We start from the raw sequence: 18,508 nt of genomic DNA on the forward strand, positions 1-18,508 counted from the left end.
TCCCAAATTTATCTTTAATATGCATATTATTTTTGATGAAGCCCGCATTCTATTTTCGCCTGACCCGCCCATCTGCCTGCGCGTTGATCCTCGTTCTCCGAAACAGGCAGGGTACACGGGGCACATCCGATACTTGGATAACCTTTTTCGTGTAATGGATTATATGGCAGTTTGTTTAGCTCGATATAGGACATAATATCATCCCATGTCCAATGAATAAGCGGGCAAATCTTGATCTTTTGAAATTTGCTATCTTTATTAATATATTGGATATTCCTTCTAGTAGGAGATTGGTCCCTTCTTAGCCCTGAAATCCATGCTTTTACATCTGTTAATGCTTCCTTCAAAGGAGCTATCTTTCTTATGTTGCAGCAAAGATTTGGATTGTAAATCCATAATTTATCTCCATACCATTTCGTTTGTTCTTCTAAAGATGTTTTTGGTTGAACCATATTGATTTGCAAGGAGGGATAACGATTCTTTACTTCCTCAATCAATTCATATGTCTCTTGAAAATGGAGTCCGGTATCGAGGAAGTTTATTTTTGCTTCATTATTAACCTTGCTAATTAAATCAATCAGAACTATTCCCTCGGCTCCAAAACTGCAAGCATACACAATTTCCTCTCTATATTCATGAAAAGCCCATTTTAAGATATCCATATAATCCGGTTGATCATGCAAAACGGCTGCAACCTTCTGTTCGTCCCAATTTTCATAAGTTAAGATTTCAGTCAATATCTAGCCCTCCAGAATTGATAAATAATGTAATGCAGTCATTATTTTCGACGATCATTTTATTCAGATTATTAATATGGCCGTAGCGGTGATAAGAAAGTACGGCTCTAATCCAGGTACCATGGCCAAACACTAAAATATTTTTGGAACTTTTATATCGCTCTAAAAATAAAATAATTCGTTCTTCTAAACTTTTTATACTTTCACCTAAGACTAATTCTTTTGGGTTTTCAATCCAATTTTTTCCGTAATGTTCTATTAGTTTTTGTTTTGGAAGTCCTTCAAAAGGTCCAAAATCAAATTCATTTAATAAATCTTCAGTTTCAGGCTCATACCCATAAACATGTGCTGTTTGCTGGGTCCGTTTTAGACCACTGGCCAAAACCACATCAAATGGCAATAGTTTTATAAGGAGCTTTTGATTTTTAGTAATTTCTTTTTGAAAAACTTCTGTAATCGGTAATAGTCCAATATCTTTTTTTCCTTGTAACCATTTTTTTTTATTCCATTCTGTTGGAAGATGTCTTATAAAGGTAATTTGCATATTTGATCTTCCAGATAAAATGTTTCACATCTAAGCCCGCATCTTTGGGCCTCTAAAACTAAAACGTCGTTCATTTTCACATTTCCCAAATTAACATTCGGGCCAATTTCATTTATAAAATACATTTGATGTTTTGGAGTGGGCGCTTCAAAAATGATTTTTTGGCTATCGATATCTTCGAGTAATTCACTAATCAAACAAGATTTAATCTTTCCGTTTTTTTCATAAATGCCAGAGGTTCCTGAGTCTCTCCCTTCAGTAATGACATATTTACACCCAGCATCCAATAATAACTGGATTTCTTCCTTCCATTCAGAAATGGTCATCTCTTTACTGGCATCCTTAGATCCAACCTCAGCGATCACGTGAAAATCTTTTTTTAGTAGATGAATGAGATTAAGGCGTTCTTCAATGGGAATATCTAGCGTCCCACTGGAAACTTCAATCCATTCGATACCTAACTTGTGTAGATACGTCGCGTATTCGGGAATTTTATTTTGGTAATAGCATTTTTCAAAAAATGTTCCGCCACAATAAACCTTAATGTTATGTTTCTTATATAAATTCACCTTATTCTGGAAATTTGGCGTTATATAAGCGGTGCCAATTCCTATTTTAGCTATGTCAATGATATGGCTAAAGTCATTTAATATATTTCTTAATTCCTCAATAGGGGTGCCTAAATCGATCACCGAAGTTAAACCGTAAGTTCTTTTGCCTGAGGTTCTTTCTGGTATTTCTAAAAATTCCATAGGGCTAGCGCCTCCTCTTTTTTCTAGGATAGCCTATTCAAAAAATGGGCGAATGTGTAAAGAATGGGCTTTTACAATAGAAATTAGGCGTTTGCCCTTGGTATAAAATGTGCTCCATATTCAAACAATATGGAAGACTTTTTGAAGGGAGGGACATTTTTTTGCCAAAGCCAAAACATAAAGGCTTGACGATTTTTGCAATCGGTTCAATCCCGCTTATTCTTGTGTTGGGGAATTCTATGTTAATTCCGGTTTTGCCGAAAATGAAGGCAGAGCTGGATGTATCCCAATTTAAAATCAGCTTGGTTATTACAGTATTTTCAATAGCAGCTGCGATAGCCATTCCTATTTTAGGATATTTATCCGATCGCTTTTCGCGAAAAGCGATTATTATCCCCGCGCTCATTTTATATGGAACAGGAGGGATCCTGGCGGGTGCTGCTGCCGCGTGGTTTTCCAATACTTATACATGGATACTCGCAGGAAGGGTTTTGCAGGGGATTGGTGCTGCAGGTACCGCACCAATTGCCATGGCATTAGCGGGAGATTTATTTAAGGGCGGAGAGCAAAGTAAGGTACTAGGAATAGTTGAGGCATCAAATGGATTTGGGAAAGTTGTTAGTCCAATCATCGGATCCCTTTTAGCACTAATAGTTTGGTATGCAGCTTTTTTTGCTTTTCCTATTTTCTGTCTCATTTCTATCCTATTAACGATGTTTTTTGTTAAGGAGAAGAAAGATGAAAAAGAACCACAACCTGTTGGCAAATATATAAAAGGTCTTATTTCAGTATTTAAAACAGAAGGACGTTGGTTATTTGTTGCTTACTTAACTGGTGCTACGTGTTTATTTACTCTATTTGGAATTTTATTTTATATTTCGGACATTCTTGAAAAGGATCATCAAATTGACGGCGTTTTAAAAGGAGGGATTTTAGCTGTTCCCCTTTTATTCATGACCGTCACATCCTATATTACCGGAAGTAAAATCGGCAAGAAGATGAAGTTGATGAAAACAATGATTATTGTAGGAATGCTCTTAATGACTGTTTCTTTTGCGACATTGATTTTCTTTAAATCATTAATTCCTTTTTTTGCAGTACTTGTCATAAGCAGTGTCGGGACAGGACTTGTGCTCCCATGTATCAATAGCTTTATTACAGGTTCTGTTCCTGCAGAAAGAAGAGGATTTGTGACATCTTTATATGGATCTGTCCGATTTTTAGGTGTAGCCATCGGACCCCCGGTTTTTACTTCTTTGATAGATTGGTCGCGGACAGGAATGTTTTTAACAACTGCTGGTTTAACACTGTTTGTTGGGTTGCTTTGCCTAATATTCATTCGAGTAGGTAAAAAAGAGCCATCAAATGATGAAAGTGACACACTGTTTGAAAAATTAGAGTATACGTAAAGGAGTAATTGAATGGAAATATATTTTTCACCTGAGGTAATCACTCCACATTATCAACTATTAAATGTTGTAAATTCCGCAAATAAAGCTGTTGGAAATGTAGCAATATTATTTGACGAAAAAAAAATGTATGTGTATGGAATTTTGGAAGAAGAGGGGGTAGGGGCGGATTTTAAAGATTTGGTCACGCCTTATATAAAAGGATTGGCAAAAGCTAAGCCCGATATAGATGTTTTTTCCTGTTTATATATCGGATGTAAGAAAATAATTTTAAATGAGGAAGAAGAAAAATAGTATTGCCGTCTACGAAAAATGGTTTTAAGTGATTAGAAATATTGAGTAACAAGGCGTATACCCATTTCATAAATTGACGATATCAGTTGATTTTATCAAGCCTATTTGGAGTGTGCGCCGTATGAGTATTGGAATGATTTTAATGGGGGGATTTCTTGGCTTTATGGTTGGCCTAACTGGGGTCGGAGGGGCAGCCTTGTTAACCCCGCTACTGGTTTTATTAGGAATAAACCCATCAGTTGCTGTAGGAACAGATCTCCTTATTAATTCTATCACGAAATTTTTCGGTTCTGTTCAACATTGGAAACAAAGAACAATAAACCTCAAGTTAGTTAAGTATCTTGCAATTGGAAGTATTCCAAGCGCTATTTTTGCAGTAGGAGTCCTCCACATCTTCGATTCTTTCTTCCATAATCAAGAGCAAGTAATTAAACATGCATTAGGATATGTTTTAATATTAGTGGCACTCACGACTCTAATTAAAACGTTTTTAAAAAACAAATTTGAATTCAATCGATTTCAAATGAAGTCTTTGGAAGAAAAGCGAGCATTAACGATAGGTATTGGAATAGTATTAGGTTTTATTGTTGGCTTGACTTCCATTGGATCAGGTTCATTATTTGCCTTAGCTATGCTGTATCTTTATAAGTTAAGATCTTCAGAATTAGTCGGAACCGATATTGCTCATGCTTTTTTATTAGTTACCGCTGCTGGAATAATGCACGCCGGGTTTGGTAATGTTGATTACTTATTGATGATTAACATTTTGCTGGGATCAGTACCTGGGGTAATTTTTGGGAGCACATTATCATCCAAATTTCCGGCGAAGCCGTTAAGAACCATTATGGCATTAATGATTTTATTTAGTGGATTGAAGTTAATTTAAATTTATTATTTTGAAATACTATACTACCAAAACTACTTAATATTAAGGGTTTTTGTAGTATAGTTTTTACTGTTCATGTAATTAGTACCTGATGCTAATCGTCAATCGTGCGTTAGGACTTGATCCTAAAGCGCTTGTTTTGTTGTACGGACAAGTTAAAAGGGAAATCATTCACCTAATATATTTAACAAAAAAAGATGTTCCTCACGTAAGGAACATCTTTTGTCTCATTTTTCTTTAGACATTGGCCCATCTTTAAGCGCAGCCCAAAATGCAACCCCGATTGAAAGAAATAGAACAATGAATGGAGCGATAAACATAAGAAAATTACTCATTAACTACACTCCCTATGGATGATAATCGGATTTTCCTTCCACATATTTTTTATCAAATAAGAACAGTCTCAGCAGCAAATATAGAGATGGAATTAGCAAACAAAATCCGGCGATAAATGCGATTATGAGTGCCGTTGCCATCGCTGGATTTGTAAAACTGTCGTAAAGCGTTAAATGCGGATATAAAAGATAAGGGTAGTGAGAGAAGCCATATGCATAAAAAGCAAGGGCGAATTGTGCCACGAGTAAACCAAATGCACGGCCATAATGCTTTTTATTCCAGATAAGCCAGACGGTACCGATGAACATGAAGAATGATAAAGCAAACATCCACCATAAATCTAGAATTCGCCCATAATGATCGGGATTATGGAACCTAAGCTCAACAATGATTCCTCCGGCAGTAACAATCGCTGGAAATGCCCAAAGTAATGCATATTTTCTCATTAACTCTGTGGCCTTAGGATCTCCGGCTTTGTTCGCGTACCACGTAAGAAAGACAGCTGAAATATATAAAACAGCAGCAATACTTAACACTACAATACTCCATGTCAGTGGGCTTGAAAATAAGCCCCAATAATCGAGAACAGGATGACCATCAACAAGAGAGACAAAGCCACCTTCGGATATTGTGAGTACGATCGATAATGCGGCCGGGATAAATAAACCAGATAATCCATACATAAAAGCATAGCCTTTATGACCTCTTGAGCCGTATGTTTCAAAGGCATAATAGGAACCGCGAATGGCCAGTAGTATAATTGCTATACTTGCAGGCACAAGGAGAATCGTACCATAATAAAAAGCTGTTTTCGGGAAAAAACCAACAATCCCAACAAAAAAGAAAACGAGAAAAACATTTGTAACTTCCCAAACAGGCGACAAGTATCTTTGGATAATATTCGTCAAGATATGTTTTTTACCTACAAAGGCGCTATATGCATTGAAAAAACCGGCACCAAAATCAATCGATGCGACAATGACATATCCAAACAAAAACGTCCAAAGAACTAAAATCCCGAGTATTTCTAAGTTCATGTTTGAACACCGCCTTTTTCAGCTTCCCGGTCTTCCAGTTCACGCTCTACTGGATTTTTCCTGAACATTCGGCTTAAAACAACAATCGTCCCGATCGCTAAAATAATATATAATCCAGCGAAGAGAACGAGCATTAAGTCTACTTGATTACTTGATGTCGCAGCATCGGCAGTTCGCATTAAACCGCGAAGCACCCATGGTTGTCTTCCAACTTCGGCCAGCCACCAGCCTGCTTCAATAGCAAGAATGGAAAGAGGACCACCAAGCACGATGAGCCATCTAAACCATCTCGTATGGACGAATGGCCACCCACGTTTTATCCCAATCCAGAAAACAAAGGATAATACAACCATCCACATCCCGATCGTTACCATGATGTCGAATAAATAATGAATGTATAGTGGGGGGATTTCATCTTCTGGAAACTGATCTAATCCGATTACCTCAGCAGTTGGATCACTATGTGCTAAAACACTTAGTGCAAATGGAAGCTTAATCGCATATTTAATTTCGCCGTTCTTCAATACACCATATAAAATAAGCGGTGCATTTTCTTCGGTTTCAAAATGCCATTCAGCAGCTGCTAATTTTTCGGGTTGATATTCAGCTAAATATTTTCCTGAAAAATCACCGATGACTGCAGTAGCGATAGAGAAAATAAGCCCAAGCTTCATTGTTAAATATAAGGCTTTTTTATGATAAACATGATTCGAACCCTTTATTAGCCTGAATGCTGCAATCGCTGCAAGTACGAATGCGGATGTCATATAGGCTGTGACAACGACATGTGCAACTTTCGTCGGCATGGCAGGATTGAACATGGCCAAGATTGGATTGATATTTATAAGCTGACCATCAACAATATCGAATCCTTGCGGAGCATTCATAAATGCATTTACTATCGTGATGAACACGGCTGAAAAAGAAGCGCCAATTGCTACTGGAATAAGCAGCAATAGATGCTTTCGTTGGTTTTCAAAACGATCCCATGTATATAGATAAATACCCAAAAAGATTGCTTCAAAAAAGAACGCGAATGTCTCCATGAAGAGCGGTAATGCAATAACGTTTCCCGCCAGCTCCATGAAATTTGGCCAAAGTAATGACAGCTGCAACCCGATTGCTGTCCCTGTCACGACTCCAACCGCAACTGTGATAACAAAGCCCCTTGTCCACCTTCTCGCCAAAAGTATGTAATGCTCGTCATTTTTCTTAATTCCAACCCATTGGGCAATCATAATCATAAGCGGAATTCCTACCCCAATTGTGGCGTAAATTATATGAAAAGAGAGGGTAAGTTCTGTTAATATTCGGCTATAAAATAAAGCATCTTCATTAACCAAATGCCATTCTCCTCCTTTTACCCACCAAAGATTCTACCTAATATGGACACAAGCATAATTGCTGCTACACCGAAAGCGAGCCAAATTAATTTCCTTTCATGGTTTTTATACATGTGTTCACACTCCTCTATCTTTATATTACCCATATTATTCCTAGTTGAACGTATCGGACTGGGAATTTTTCAATTGGTTTATGAAAAAAATGTGAACTAATTCACGATAAATAAACAGAATGTAACGGAAAAACGATTCTGTTACATTCTGTTTAATGCTATGTATTTTTATCAATATTTATATAAAAAAACTTTCACCTGACCTTTATTATCTACAGTGGCTAATAAAATATCTTTTATATCCGCTTTGTATGTTTGTTGAATTTGTTTCAGGAGCCATTTTTCAGTATTTCCTGATTCCCTTAATTCACTGGAGTCAATTTTACCCTCTTTAATAACCGTTCTAGGAATACTAAATACTTTGGAAGGAAGATTCATGTCTTCCCGAGTAACATTTTGATATTGTGGCTTGAGAAAGATAGAAAGAGTGCCTCCAGCTTCCCACATTGCAAGTGCAACCTTTTCCGGATCCTCAATTTTTTCTTTTCTTAATTCAGATAATATAAAGTCTATGGAAACTCTAGCCTTCGCTAAGTTTTTGTAAATAATGTTGCCATTTTCAATTAAAGGCATAGGTGGGGTATCAAAAAATTTATTAACTCGATTTGATTTTAAACTTACAAAAACACTTATTATGTATAAACTAGCTAATACGCTTGTACTGATTAGCGAACCTTTAAACCCAAGCTTTTCATCTGATAATGGGTGAGCAATAATGTTTCCAATTGATAAAGCAATGACAAAATCCAAAAAATTCAGTTGCGATATGGATCGTTGTCCCATTAATTTTGCCACAAACAACAAAAACAAGTAGGCAACAACTGCTCTTAAGATCCATTGAAAAGAATTGAGCGACTCCTGGCTTTGAAAGAAATCCATTTGCCCACACCCCTAAACAAGTATAAATTTGACTATGGATACTATGTCCAGAACGTTAACGTTTTATTAGAAAATCTCTCTTGCAAATAAACTAAAGCGGCTTGAGATGGAACCGTAATATATTTAGCAAATGATAATATTGCCATTAAAAAGCTCGCATTAATGCAAGCTTATTTCCAAATACTTTTATATAAGAATTCGAATATAGGGGTGTAAATCATGGAAACAAGCTATCAAGGATCAAATAAAATGATAACGGGTATTGTTTTTGGGGTAATCACGTTTTGGTTATTTGCTCAGGCAATGGTAAACGTGGTTCCAGCCGTTCAGAAGGATTTAGGTATTTCATTAGGGACGCTAAACGTTGCGATTAGTTTAACAGCCTTATTCTCGGGCATGTTTATTGTTGTTGCAGGAGGGTTAGCTGATAAAATTGGACGAAAGAAGTTAACATATTTCGGTTTGATTTTAAGTGTCATCGGATCACTTTGCCTTATTTTCGCTCATGGGGCAGCATTACTTATCATAGGACGAGTTATTCAAGGACTTTCAGCTGCAGCTATAATGCCTGCAACAATTGCGTTAATCAAAGCTTATTTTGAAGGTGCTGACCGACTGCGGGCATTGAGCTACTGGTCCATCGGATCTTGGGGAGGTTCTGGTGTCTGTTCTTTTGCTGGAGGTGCCATTGCAACATATATGGGGTGGAGATGGATCTTCGTTTTTTCCATTGTTTTCGCCTTACTTGCCATGTTTCTCATAAAAGATGTACCAGAAAGCAAAGTGGAGGAAGCGAAGGCAACCAAATTTGATTATAGCGGCTTAGTTATATTCATTGTAACGATGCTCGCTTTAAATTTATTCATTACACGCGGTAAGGACTTTGGATGGGTGAGCCCTATAACATTAGGTTTAATTGCAATAACGATTGTTGGCGTATTTATTTTCTTTAAAGTTGAAGCAAAGAAAGAAAATCAGTTTATCGATTTTTCATTGTTTAAAAATAGACCGTATACAGGCGCGACAATTTCAAACTTTTTATTAAATGCTGTAGCAGGGACGCTTGTTGTAGCAAATACGTATGTTCAAGTAGGAAGAGGCTTTACGGCTTTTCAATCGGGTATGTTATCACTAGGGTATTTGGTAGCTGTACTTGCCATGATTCGTGTTGGTGAGAAAATTTTACAAAAAACGGGAGCGAAGAAACCAATGATCTGGGGCACAATCTTAACTGGTATCGGTATTGGGGTCATGGCTTTCACATTCTTACCAGGATTTATGTATACCGTAATCGTGTTTATTGGATTTGTACTTTTCGGCATTGGACTTGGAATGTATGCAACACCATCAACGGATACGGCGGTATCTAATGCCCCTGACGAAAAAATCGGAGTGGCATCTGGGATATACAAAATGGCGAGTTCATTAGGAGGATCTTTTGGAGTTGCGATTTCCACTGCGGTTTATAGTTCGATTACAACAGTTGGAAACGTAGGAGTGGCAGCATCTGCAGGTCTTATTACGAACGTGATTTTCGCTGTGCTTGCATTACTATCGATCATGATTATGATTCCGGGGACGAAAGGGAAAAAACCAACAGAAGAACGCGAAGAAGAAGTGCGAGATGATGAAATATTACTGCCGTTGAAAGGATGATGAATATGAAAGATCAATTAATGAAAATGCTGGAAGAAAGAAAAGATGAGATGATTGAAATTCGTCGGTATCTTCATGAACATCCGGAACTGAGTTTTCATGAAGAAAAAACATCTCTATACATTGAAGAATTTTATAAAGGTAAAGATGTAGAAGTTCAAACAAATGTAGGAAATGGATATGGAATTATCGTAACTATCAAAGGTGGACAACCAGGAAAAACAATCGGTCTTAGGGCTGATTTTGATGCTTTGCCAATCGTTGAAGAAACAGATGTACCATTTAAATCGAAAAATGAAGGGGTCATGCATGCTTGCGGACATGATGGTCATACAGCATACTTATTAATTCTTGCTGATTGTCTCATCCAACTCAAGGAAAACATTCCAGGAACAATCAAAATTATCCACCAACATGCTGAAGAGACGCCACCAGGTGGTGCAAAAAGCATCGTGGAGTCTGGGGTGCTTGATGACTTAGATGCTGTATATGGTGTGCATTTATTCCCAACGGATCCAGTAGGTGTTGTAGGCTACCGCAGCGGCCACGCAATGGCTGGCCGAACCTATTTCAAACTTATCATTCAAGGTATCGGTGGGCATGGGTCTTCGCCACATCTAGCGAATGATGCGATCGTTGCGGGTGCCCATTTCGTTACATCTGTTCAAACGATCATCAGCCGCAGATTAGATCCTTTCGATGTTGGTGTTGTTACGATTGGTTCTTTCGATGGAAAAGGCTCTTTTAATGTTATTAAGGATAGTGTGACACTAGAAGGTGATGTACGCTATATGAACAGTGATACACAAGAAAAGATTGACAAAGAAGTTCATCGTATCGCCGGTGGGATTGAGACCGAATTTGGAGTAAAGTGTGACCTAACATACACTTCCGATTATCCTCCACTATATAATGATCCAGAAATTACAGCGGCGGTTGTTGCAAGTCTTGAGTCAATGAACGATCCTGATATTAAAGATGTCATCGAATTCCCAATGTTTTCAGGTTCTGAAGATTTTTCGTATTATGCTGAGAAGTTCCCTGGCTGTTTTTTCTACATCGGTTGCAAACCAAAGGGCGTTGAAAAAGCTTATTTCAACCACAATCCGAAATTTGATATTGATGAGGATGCCCTTCTCGTCGCTGCCAAATCAGTCGGACAAGTAGTATGCAGTTATTATGAAATAGAATAAAATGAAAAATGTCCAAATTCAGCTGGAATTTGGGCATTTCTGCTTTGTTATCATCAGGGAAAAAGGTACGGTTAATGGAAAAGTCACGTTCTATTTTAGCTTCTGGCCTTACAATTGACAATGGAGCTTGGTTATAAATGTCATATAATATATATATGATTTAAAGAGAGCTTATCTTTTTGAGGAGTGTAGGGGATGGAGAATTGGATTACGGGGATGATGGAAGAGTTTGGCTATTTGGGTATCCTTTTTTTAATTGCGCTTGAAAATGTATTTCCACCTATCCCATCTGAAGTGATTTTAATTTTTGGTGGTTTCATGACGACCAATACAAATCTTTCTATTATGGGAGTTGTTTGGTTCGCTACTTTAGGGTCGGTCATTGGAGCTGTCATATTGTACGGAATTGGTCATTTGATTGATATGAACAAAATTGAAAAAATAATTGAGCGCTGGGGACATATTTTTCGACTAACTAAAGAAGATATAAATAAAACTGAACAATGGTTTTCAAAATACGGGGTCTGGACAGTATTTTTCTGCCGATTTGTCCCACTGATCAGGAGTTTAATTTCAATACCTGCTGGAATGGCCCATATGAATTTCGGCATTTTTTTATTGTTGACCGCTCTTGGAACATTTATTTGGAATATCGTTCTGGTCAAAGTGGGAGCGGCTGTTGGCTCTTCTTGGGAAGACATGATTGCTTATATGGATGTATATTCGAATATTGTTTATGCATGCTTAGTCGTCCTATTTATCATCTTTGTGGTATTATTTATAAGGAAGAGATTGGCGTAAATTAAAATAATGAAAGAAAGTATGTGGATATATGAACATCACAGGTCATTCGGTCGAAAAGTTAAATGATCCTACTGGAATATTAGCGGGTGAGCGGTTTGAATTTTTTCTCGAAGTTGATATACCAGAAGATGATGATTTGTTTTCTGAAAATGGATTATCTTTAAGAGTGATTTTTGCCATAGATGAGAAAGGTGCCCGCATTAGTCAGTATAACTTTATTGAACAAAATACGAATCAAGGACTGGACTTCGCGTTAGAAGAAGAGGAAGAAACATTGGTTACGGAATATTGTGCACAATATATTTCTGAATAAGTGCTATAAAGCTTGACATCTCCCTGTATTATCGTCATAATATTATAAAATAATGAACGGTAACGAAGGATTATTATGCAGGTCTTTATGTGACAGAGAGCGAGATTTATCAGCTGGAAGATTTCGCCACAGGAAAGCTGCAGAACCTGCCTTCTGAGTCCCATCTAAAACATGGGCGCATTCTCAGCGTTAAGAGGTAAAGCGGGATGTATTTAACATCCAATTACGGTGGTACCGCGGAAGGCTTGAGCTCTTTCGTCCTTAATATTAAGGATGAATAGGGCTTTTTTTATATTTACATTAATTATAACAATTGATCGGGAGATATCATAAATGAGAAAAAAACGTATTGTTGTTAAAATTGGCAGTAGTTCGTTGACGAATGATAAAGGTGAAATAGATCAGGAAAAATTAAATGACCATATTCATGCGGTAGCTGCCCTCCGAAAAGCAAAGCATGAAGTAATTTTAGTTTCATCTGGAGCTGTGGCGGCCGGTTTCGCGCGTTTAGGTTATCCTTCAAGACCTGTAACAATTAAAGGAAGACAAGCAGCAGCTGCCGTTGGACAAGGTCTGTTAATCGAATCTTATATTGAGAAATTTAGTGAATTTAATATTATCCCTGCGCAAATACTGCTTACCCGAAATGATTTTTCAAATCGAGACCGTTATCGGAATGCATTCGCAACAATTATGGAGCTCCTGGAACGAGGAATTTTACCAATCATTAATGAAAATGACACTGTCTCGGTAGAAGAATTGACGTTTGGGGACAATGATATGCTCTCAGCTCTAGTGAGTGGATTCATTCATGCAGACCAGCTCATTATTTTGACAGATATTAATGGTCTTTATGATTCTAATCCTCGTGTAAATCCATTGGCGAAAAAACTTGATGTGCTCGAAGACATCACAGATGAAATGTTGGAAGGCGCTGACAGCGCGGGCTCGAAGGTGGGCACCGGAGGGATGAAATCAAAATTATTAGCGGCAAAAACGGCGCTTTCCTTGAGTGTCCCTGTATTTATCGGTCATGGAAACGGGCCCGATAAATTACTTCAAATCCTCAAAGGGAATGGTGATGGAACGTATATATCCAATTCGGAAATCGGCTCTATCAATACGAGCAGACAGTGGATTGCCTTTCATTCAGAATCGGCAGGGAAACTATTTGTTGACCAAGGTGCAGAGGAAGCCATTTTATATAATGGCAAAAGCTTATTACCTGCAGGGGTTTTCAAAGTAAAAGGAACATTCGAGAAGGGGGATGTCGTTGAAGTATTTGGTGCAAATGGTCTTTTAGGAAAAGGGGAAGTCAGCTATTCATCAGATGATTTAAAAAAGGCGATTGAAAATCGAAGTGAAGAATTAAGATCAGATTCTTTCGTTCCATCAATAGAAGTCATTCATCGGAATCGATGGGTAAAAGTTTAAATGGGGGGAAATCAAATGAGTGAAGTAAAAAGAAAAGGACAAGCAGCCAAATTAGCAAGTTATTCGTTGGTAAGTATTTCTACTGAAGAAAAGAATGAAGCATTAGCATTGATTTCAGAACAATTAATAATTGATCAAATGTCTATTCTCACAGAAAATCAAAAGGATCTTGAAGAGGGAAAAGGCAGAGGACTATCGGAAGCGGTTCTAGATCGTATTATGCTTAATGAAAAGCGTATTCAAGATATGGCCCATGCCATCAACCTATTAATTGAACTAAAAGATCCAATTGGCGAAACAATTGAAACGATCGAAAAAGAAAACGGCTTGTTTATTAAAAAAAGTCGGGTTCCGATCGGTGTAATCGGCATGATTTATGAAGCAAGACCAAATGTAACCATTGATGCTGCGACTTTGGCTCTAAAAACAGGGAATGCCGTCGTTTTAAGAGGGAGCTCATCAGCTAAATTTTCCAACATGGCACTCGTACACTCCATTCATAACGCGCTTGCAAAAAGTAAAGTTCCGGTTGATGCAGTTCAACTGATAGAAGATACAAGAAGAGAAACAGCAAAAGAACTTTTTCAATTAAATGAGTATTTGGACGTATTAATTCCAAGAGGTGGAAAGAATTTAATTGAAACGGTCGTCCGTGAATCGACAGTTCCTGTCATTGAAACGGGAGCAGGGAATTGTCATATGTATATTGATGAGACCGCTGATCAGAGCATGGCAGAAAACATTGTATTAAACGCAAAATTACAGCGCCCATCCGTTTGTAATGCAATCGAAAAAATTATTATCCACGAGAAATGGTTTGAGAAGCATGGAAAACAGCTTGTGGAAAAACTACAGGAAAATAGTGTTGACATTTACGGAGATGAAACAGTTACTCATGAATTCAAATCCATCAGCGCTGCATCTGAAGAGGATTGGGCAATTGAATACCTTGGACTAACTGTCGCCATCAAAATTGTTTCCACCCTCTATGAAGCAATTCAGCATATCAACACATACGGAACGAAACACTCAGAAGCGATTATTACAAGCAATGAGGAACATGCTGCTATATTTTTAAATAATGTTGACGCAGCTGCTGTTTATCACAATGCATCAACTCGATTTACGGATGGATTTGAATTTGGCTATGGTGCAGAAATCGGCATTAGTACGCAAAAACTTCATGCCCGCGGTCCAATGGGATTACATGCATTAACGTCAAGTAAATTTATGATTTACGGAAATGGGCAAGTCCGTAGTTGAATCTTCAGACAAGAAGATTTATTCTTATAGTATGAAAAAAATGAAAATATGGACAAGGGGAATATACTTTGAAAGATTTTGACATTAAAGTTGAGTTGACCAAAGATAAAAAAGAAAAACCGGCTTTTGACCAGCTATCCTTCGGTACAAATTTTACTGACCATATGTTCGTTATGGATTACACTAAGGGACAAGGCTGGCATGATCCACGAATTATTCCATATCAGCCCATTACACTCGATCCTGCAGCGATTGTTTTTCACTATGGACAAACGGTGTTTGAAGGATTAAAGGCTTATCGAACAAAGGACGAGGAAATCTTACTGTTTAGACCAGACCAAAATATGAAAAGATTAAATCGCTCCAATGAACGATTATGTATTCCTGTATTTGATGAAGAATTGGCATTGGCCGGTTTGAAAAAATTAATTTCCATTGATAAGGACTGGGTACCAAATGTCGAAGGGACATCCTTATATATTCGTCCGTTTATTTTCGCAACGGAACCATACCTTGGCGTAGCAGCATCGGACACATATCGTTTCTTGATTATTTTATCTCCAGTTGGTGCCTATTATAAAGAAGGCATCAATCCAGTGAAGATTGCTGTAGAACAGGAATATGTCCGTGCTGTGACAGGTGGAACTGGAAATGCAAAAACAGCAGGGAATTATGCTGGAAGCCTGAAAGCTCAAGTAGTGGCTGATGCCGCTGGATATTCCCAAGTATTATGGCTAGACGGAAAAGAAAAGAAATATATAGAAGAAGTCGGCAGCATGAACGTCTTCTTTAAAATTAATGGTGAAGTCATTACACCGGTGTTAAATGGCAGTATTTTAGAAGGTATTACAAGAAAATCAGTCATCGAATTATTAAACCATTGGGATATTCCTGTAGTGGAAAGAAAAATCTCCATTGATGAAATCTTCCGAGCTTATCAAGAAGGTGTGTTGGAAGAAGCATTTGGAACAGGTACTGCAGCAGTCATTTCTCCTATTGGAGAATTGTTTTGGCAAGGAGAAAAGCTGGTAATTAATAATGGTGAAACCGGTGCAATTTCGAAAAAAGTGTATGATTCTTTAACAGGCATTCAGACGGGAACGAAGGAAGATCCGTTTGGTTGGAGAGTAAAGGTAGAATAGGTCTAATGAAAAATCTATCCTAAAGTTCCTAACTTTAGGATAGATTTTATTTTTTTACGAAAAAATTTTTTTGAAAATCTCTATCTATGATGTCACAAAAACCCCTTCTAATTCGTTTTGATTACAGAACAAACATTAGGAGGGAATTTTTTTGTATAAATATGATGTTGTGGTTATCGGTGGTGGGCTTGCTGGATTGACAGCTGCGAATTTTTTGGCAAGAGAAGGAAAAAAGATAGTGGTTTTAGAAAAATCAAACCGCCTTGGCGGAAGAGCGATGACGAACAATAAAAATGGAGTTCTTATGAACTTAGGAGCCCATGGATTGTATATCGAAGGAGAGGCAATGAAAACCTTAACCGATCTTGGAATATCACTCTCAGGCGAAAATGCATCTAAAGCCGTTCAAATTCATGGAATTTGGAAAAATGAAGTCTATTTAATACCTACAGATATTTCATCCATTATGTCTTCTTCGCTTTTAACGTGGAAAGCTAAAATAATACTTTCCAAATTAATGTTGAAGCTTATGAAGATAAATATTGATTCAATTCCAGAAGGCAGCTTGGCTGACTGGGCGGAATCGGAAATAAGTGACCCGATGGTAAGGCATATCTTTTATTCGCTATGTCGCTTAACCACTTATACCAGCGCTCCAACTTTGCAGCTCGCAAAACCAGTTTTGAAGCAAGTGAAACGTTCATTGAAAGGTGGCGTCTTATATGTAGATGAAGGCTGGGAAACGATTATTCAAAAGCTAAAGAAGCAGGCAATAGAGGTTGGAGTGGAAATTATCAGCAGTAAAAACGTAATAGAAATTGAACATCATGACCAGTCTCAAAGCATACGATGCTCAGATGGGGATTTATTTAACGTCCCTGAGTGTATCGTAGCTACTCCTCCAAAAGAAGCATTGAAAATGATAAAGGGTGCAGACTATACTTCGCTGCGTACATGGAACGAACAAGCAATTCCTGTTACCGCAAGCTGCTTGGATTTAGGTGTGAAAAAATTGCCTAATCCTAATCATCAATTTGCCATAGGTCTGGATCAATCTTTGTTTTTCACTAATCAATCGAGAGCAGCAAAACTGAGTGAAGATGGCACATTAGTTGTGAGTCTGGTAAAATACCACAACCTGAGAGAGCAAACCATTAATCCCAACGCAGAGAAAAATCAATTAGAAAGTGCTATGGATTTGCTACATCCCGATTGGAGAAAAGAAGTGGTGGCACAACAATTTTTACCAAAAATAACAGTAGTCCATGATTTTCCGCATGTGAAACGAAAAGAGAATCCGGGCCCAGCCATACCTCAAATGAAAGGCATATATATTGCAGGAGATTGGTGCGGACACGAAGAACTATTAGCAGATGCTGCTGTTGCCAGCGGAAAGCGGGCAGGGCTACAAATTCTAAAAACGAACGATTTGATCTTAGCGAAAGAAGGTTAACCGTTTTGGAAATTGATCAGTTATATCAAACATATAAACCTTTGCTCTTTTCTATCGCATATCGAATGACAGGGAGTGTCATGGATGCAGAAGATATTATACACGAGGCATTCCTTACATTTAGCAGTTTAAGTAACGAAAAAGTGATTGAAAATGAAAAAGCGTATTTATGCAGGGTTGTGATGAACAGCACAATTGATAAATTGCGTTCTGCAGCTAGTAAGCGTGAGGTTTATGTCGGAGAGTGGTTACCCGAACCAATTGTCGAGGAGGCAAACGAACCTTCTCATGCTTATTTAATGAAGGAATCTATTTCAACAGCTTATCTTTTGCTTTTGCAGCAGTTATCAGAAGTTGAACGAGCTGTCTTCCTTTTGCGGGAAGTATTTCAGTACAGTTATGATGAAATTGCAGTTATCATTGAGAAATCGTCCACCAACTGTAGGCAAATCTATCATCGGTCTAAAAAAGCCATGATCAACCGTCCGAAAACTGCCACACTTGATTTCCATTCAATGAAGAAAAGTGTAGAGGAGTTTACACTTGCACTTCAAAAAGGAAACATTGATAAAATGCTAGAATTATTACAAACAGATGCTATATTTATCGCTGATGGCGGAGGTAAAGTAACAACTGCAGTTAAACCGATCTACACGTCCGAGCGGATCGTATTTTTATTCTCCAGTATTCTTAAAAAGCTTCCTGAAAATTATAGACTAGAATTTAAAGTTGTAAACGGTTGTCCGGGAGTTGTCTTATCTATAAATGGCTACGTTGCCTATGTGCTTTCAATTGAATTTCAGGCTGACCAAATTGCTCGCATTTATATGGTTGCTAATCCGGATAAACTTGCACATTTACAAATCAAAGGATAGAAATATCGAGAAAATTAATATAAACAAATATCAAAAGCCTGTTTA

19 protein-coding genes are annotated in these 18,508 nt (G+C 37.7%); 12 read left to right on the forward strand and 7 right to left on the reverse strand.

Features of this window, described 5'->3' with window-relative positions:
- Positions 1 to 26 precede the first annotated feature (26 nt).
- From KHA88_RS04500 to KHA88_RS04510, 3 genes are read right to left on the reverse strand one after another with little or no spacing between them, the layout of a single operon-like run.
- On the reverse strand, positions 27 to 737 hold the full coding sequence (locus tag KHA88_RS04500; RefSeq protein WP_430413619.1) for a phosphoadenylyl-sulfate reductase: 711 nt from the start codon (positions 735 to 737) through the stop codon (positions 27 to 29).
- Positions 730 to 1,281 carry a histidine phosphatase family protein gene (locus KHA88_RS04505; RefSeq protein ID WP_213096960.1) on the reverse strand — a complete coding sequence of 184 codons (552 nt, stop codon included), beginning with the start codon at positions 1,279 to 1,281 and terminating at the stop codon, positions 730 to 732. Before KHA88_RS04505 ends, KHA88_RS04500 begins: the two co-directional genes overlap by 8 nt.
- A complete protein-coding gene (locus KHA88_RS04510) occupies positions 1,263 to 2,033 on the reverse strand; it encodes a phosphosulfolactate synthase (RefSeq protein ID WP_213096959.1) in 771 nt (256 codons plus the stop codon). The genes KHA88_RS04505 and KHA88_RS04510 overlap by 19 nt, the downstream gene beginning before the upstream one ends.
- Positions 2,034 to 2,194: 161 nt before the next feature.
- Between KHA88_RS04510 and KHA88_RS04515 the strand changes: the two genes are divergently transcribed.
- From KHA88_RS04515 to KHA88_RS04525, 3 genes are all read left to right on the forward strand, one after another.
- The gene (locus tag KHA88_RS04515; protein ID WP_249312895.1) at positions 2,195 to 3,442 is read left to right on the forward strand and encodes an MFS transporter; all 1,248 of its coding nucleotides are present in this window, start codon (positions 2,195 to 2,197) and stop codon (positions 3,440 to 3,442) included.
- Between the two features lie 12 nt (positions 3,443 to 3,454).
- On the forward strand, positions 3,455 to 3,736 hold the full coding sequence (locus KHA88_RS04520; RefSeq protein WP_213096957.1) for a hypothetical protein: 282 nt from the start codon (positions 3,455 to 3,457) through the stop codon (positions 3,734 to 3,736).
- Positions 3,737 to 3,857: 121 nt separating this feature from the next.
- Positions 3,858 to 4,622, forward strand: coding sequence for a sulfite exporter TauE/SafE family protein (locus KHA88_RS04525; protein WP_213096956.1), 765 nt, complete (start codon positions 3,858 to 3,860; stop codon positions 4,620 to 4,622).
- Between the two features lie 227 nt (positions 4,623 to 4,849).
- Here KHA88_RS04525 and cydS read toward each other — a convergent pair whose 3' ends face one another.
- The 4 genes from cydS to KHA88_RS04540 form a co-directional block, all read right to left on the reverse strand.
- The gene (gene cydS, locus KHA88_RS21380) at positions 4,850 to 4,957 is read right to left on the reverse strand and encodes a cytochrome bd oxidase small subunit CydS family protein (protein WP_430413620.1); all 108 of its coding nucleotides are present in this window, start codon (positions 4,955 to 4,957) and stop codon (positions 4,850 to 4,852) included.
- Positions 4,958 to 4,969: 12 nt separating this feature from the next.
- On the reverse strand, positions 4,970 to 5,995 hold the full coding sequence (locus KHA88_RS04530; RefSeq protein ID WP_213096955.1) for a cytochrome d ubiquinol oxidase subunit II: 1,026 nt from the start codon (positions 5,993 to 5,995) through the stop codon (positions 4,970 to 4,972).
- Complete coding sequence (locus KHA88_RS04535; RefSeq protein WP_213096954.1) at positions 5,992 to 7,338, reverse strand: cytochrome ubiquinol oxidase subunit I; 1,347 nt, start codon at positions 7,336 to 7,338, stop codon at positions 5,992 to 5,994. The genes KHA88_RS04530 and KHA88_RS04535 overlap by 4 nt, the downstream gene beginning before the upstream one ends.
- 284 nt (positions 7,339 to 7,622) lie before the next feature.
- Positions 7,623 to 8,330, reverse strand: coding sequence for a DUF421 domain-containing protein (locus KHA88_RS04540; protein WP_213096953.1), 708 nt, complete (start codon positions 8,328 to 8,330; stop codon positions 7,623 to 7,625).
- A 219-nt stretch (positions 8,331 to 8,549) separates the two neighbouring features.
- Between KHA88_RS04540 and KHA88_RS04545 the strand changes: the two genes are divergently transcribed.
- From KHA88_RS04545 to KHA88_RS04585, 9 genes are all read left to right on the forward strand, one after another.
- Complete coding sequence (locus tag KHA88_RS04545) at positions 8,550 to 9,986, forward strand: MFS transporter (RefSeq protein WP_213096952.1); 1,437 nt, start codon at positions 8,550 to 8,552, stop codon at positions 9,984 to 9,986.
- 5 nt (positions 9,987 to 9,991) lie between these two features.
- Positions 9,992 to 11,179 carry a M20 family metallopeptidase gene (locus KHA88_RS04550; RefSeq protein WP_213096951.1) on the forward strand — a complete coding sequence of 396 codons (1,188 nt, stop codon included), beginning with the start codon at positions 9,992 to 9,994 and terminating at the stop codon, positions 11,177 to 11,179.
- Between the two features lie 195 nt (positions 11,180 to 11,374).
- Positions 11,375 to 11,980 (forward strand): DedA family protein, encoded by a 606-nt coding sequence (locus KHA88_RS04555; protein ID WP_213121442.1) that lies wholly within the window; start codon positions 11,375 to 11,377, stop codon positions 11,978 to 11,980.
- A 31-nt stretch (positions 11,981 to 12,011) separates the two neighbouring features.
- Complete coding sequence (locus KHA88_RS04560) at positions 12,012 to 12,296, forward strand: DUF6509 family protein (RefSeq protein WP_213096949.1); 285 nt, start codon at positions 12,012 to 12,014, stop codon at positions 12,294 to 12,296.
- A gap of 333 nt (positions 12,297 to 12,629) precedes the next feature.
- Positions 12,630 to 13,730 (forward strand): glutamate 5-kinase, encoded by a 1,101-nt coding sequence (gene proB, locus KHA88_RS04565; RefSeq protein WP_213096948.1) that lies wholly within the window; start codon positions 12,630 to 12,632, stop codon positions 13,728 to 13,730.
- 15 nt (positions 13,731 to 13,745) lie between these two features.
- Complete coding sequence (locus KHA88_RS04570; protein WP_213096947.1) at positions 13,746 to 14,993, forward strand: glutamate-5-semialdehyde dehydrogenase; 1,248 nt, start codon at positions 13,746 to 13,748, stop codon at positions 14,991 to 14,993.
- Positions 14,994 to 15,061: 68 nt separating this feature from the next.
- On the forward strand, positions 15,062 to 16,135 hold the full coding sequence (locus KHA88_RS04575; protein ID WP_213096946.1) for a branched-chain amino acid aminotransferase: 1,074 nt from the start codon (positions 15,062 to 15,064) through the stop codon (positions 16,133 to 16,135).
- Positions 16,136 to 16,286: 151 nt separating this feature from the next.
- Positions 16,287 to 17,588: a phytoene desaturase family protein gene (locus KHA88_RS04580; protein WP_213121443.1), complete on the forward strand. Its 1,302-nt coding sequence runs from the start codon at positions 16,287 to 16,289 to the stop codon at positions 17,586 to 17,588.
- Between the two features lie 5 nt (positions 17,589 to 17,593).
- Entirely contained in the window at positions 17,594 to 18,463 is an 870-nt protein-coding gene (locus KHA88_RS04585; protein ID WP_213096944.1) for an RNA polymerase sigma-70 factor, read from the forward strand.
- The last annotated feature ends 45 nt before the right edge of the window (positions 18,464 to 18,508 follow it).

Source organism: Lederbergia citrea (assembly GCF_018343525.1).
Taxonomy (GTDB): domain Bacteria; phylum Bacillota; class Bacilli; order Bacillales; family Bacillaceae_C; genus Lederbergia; species Lederbergia citrea.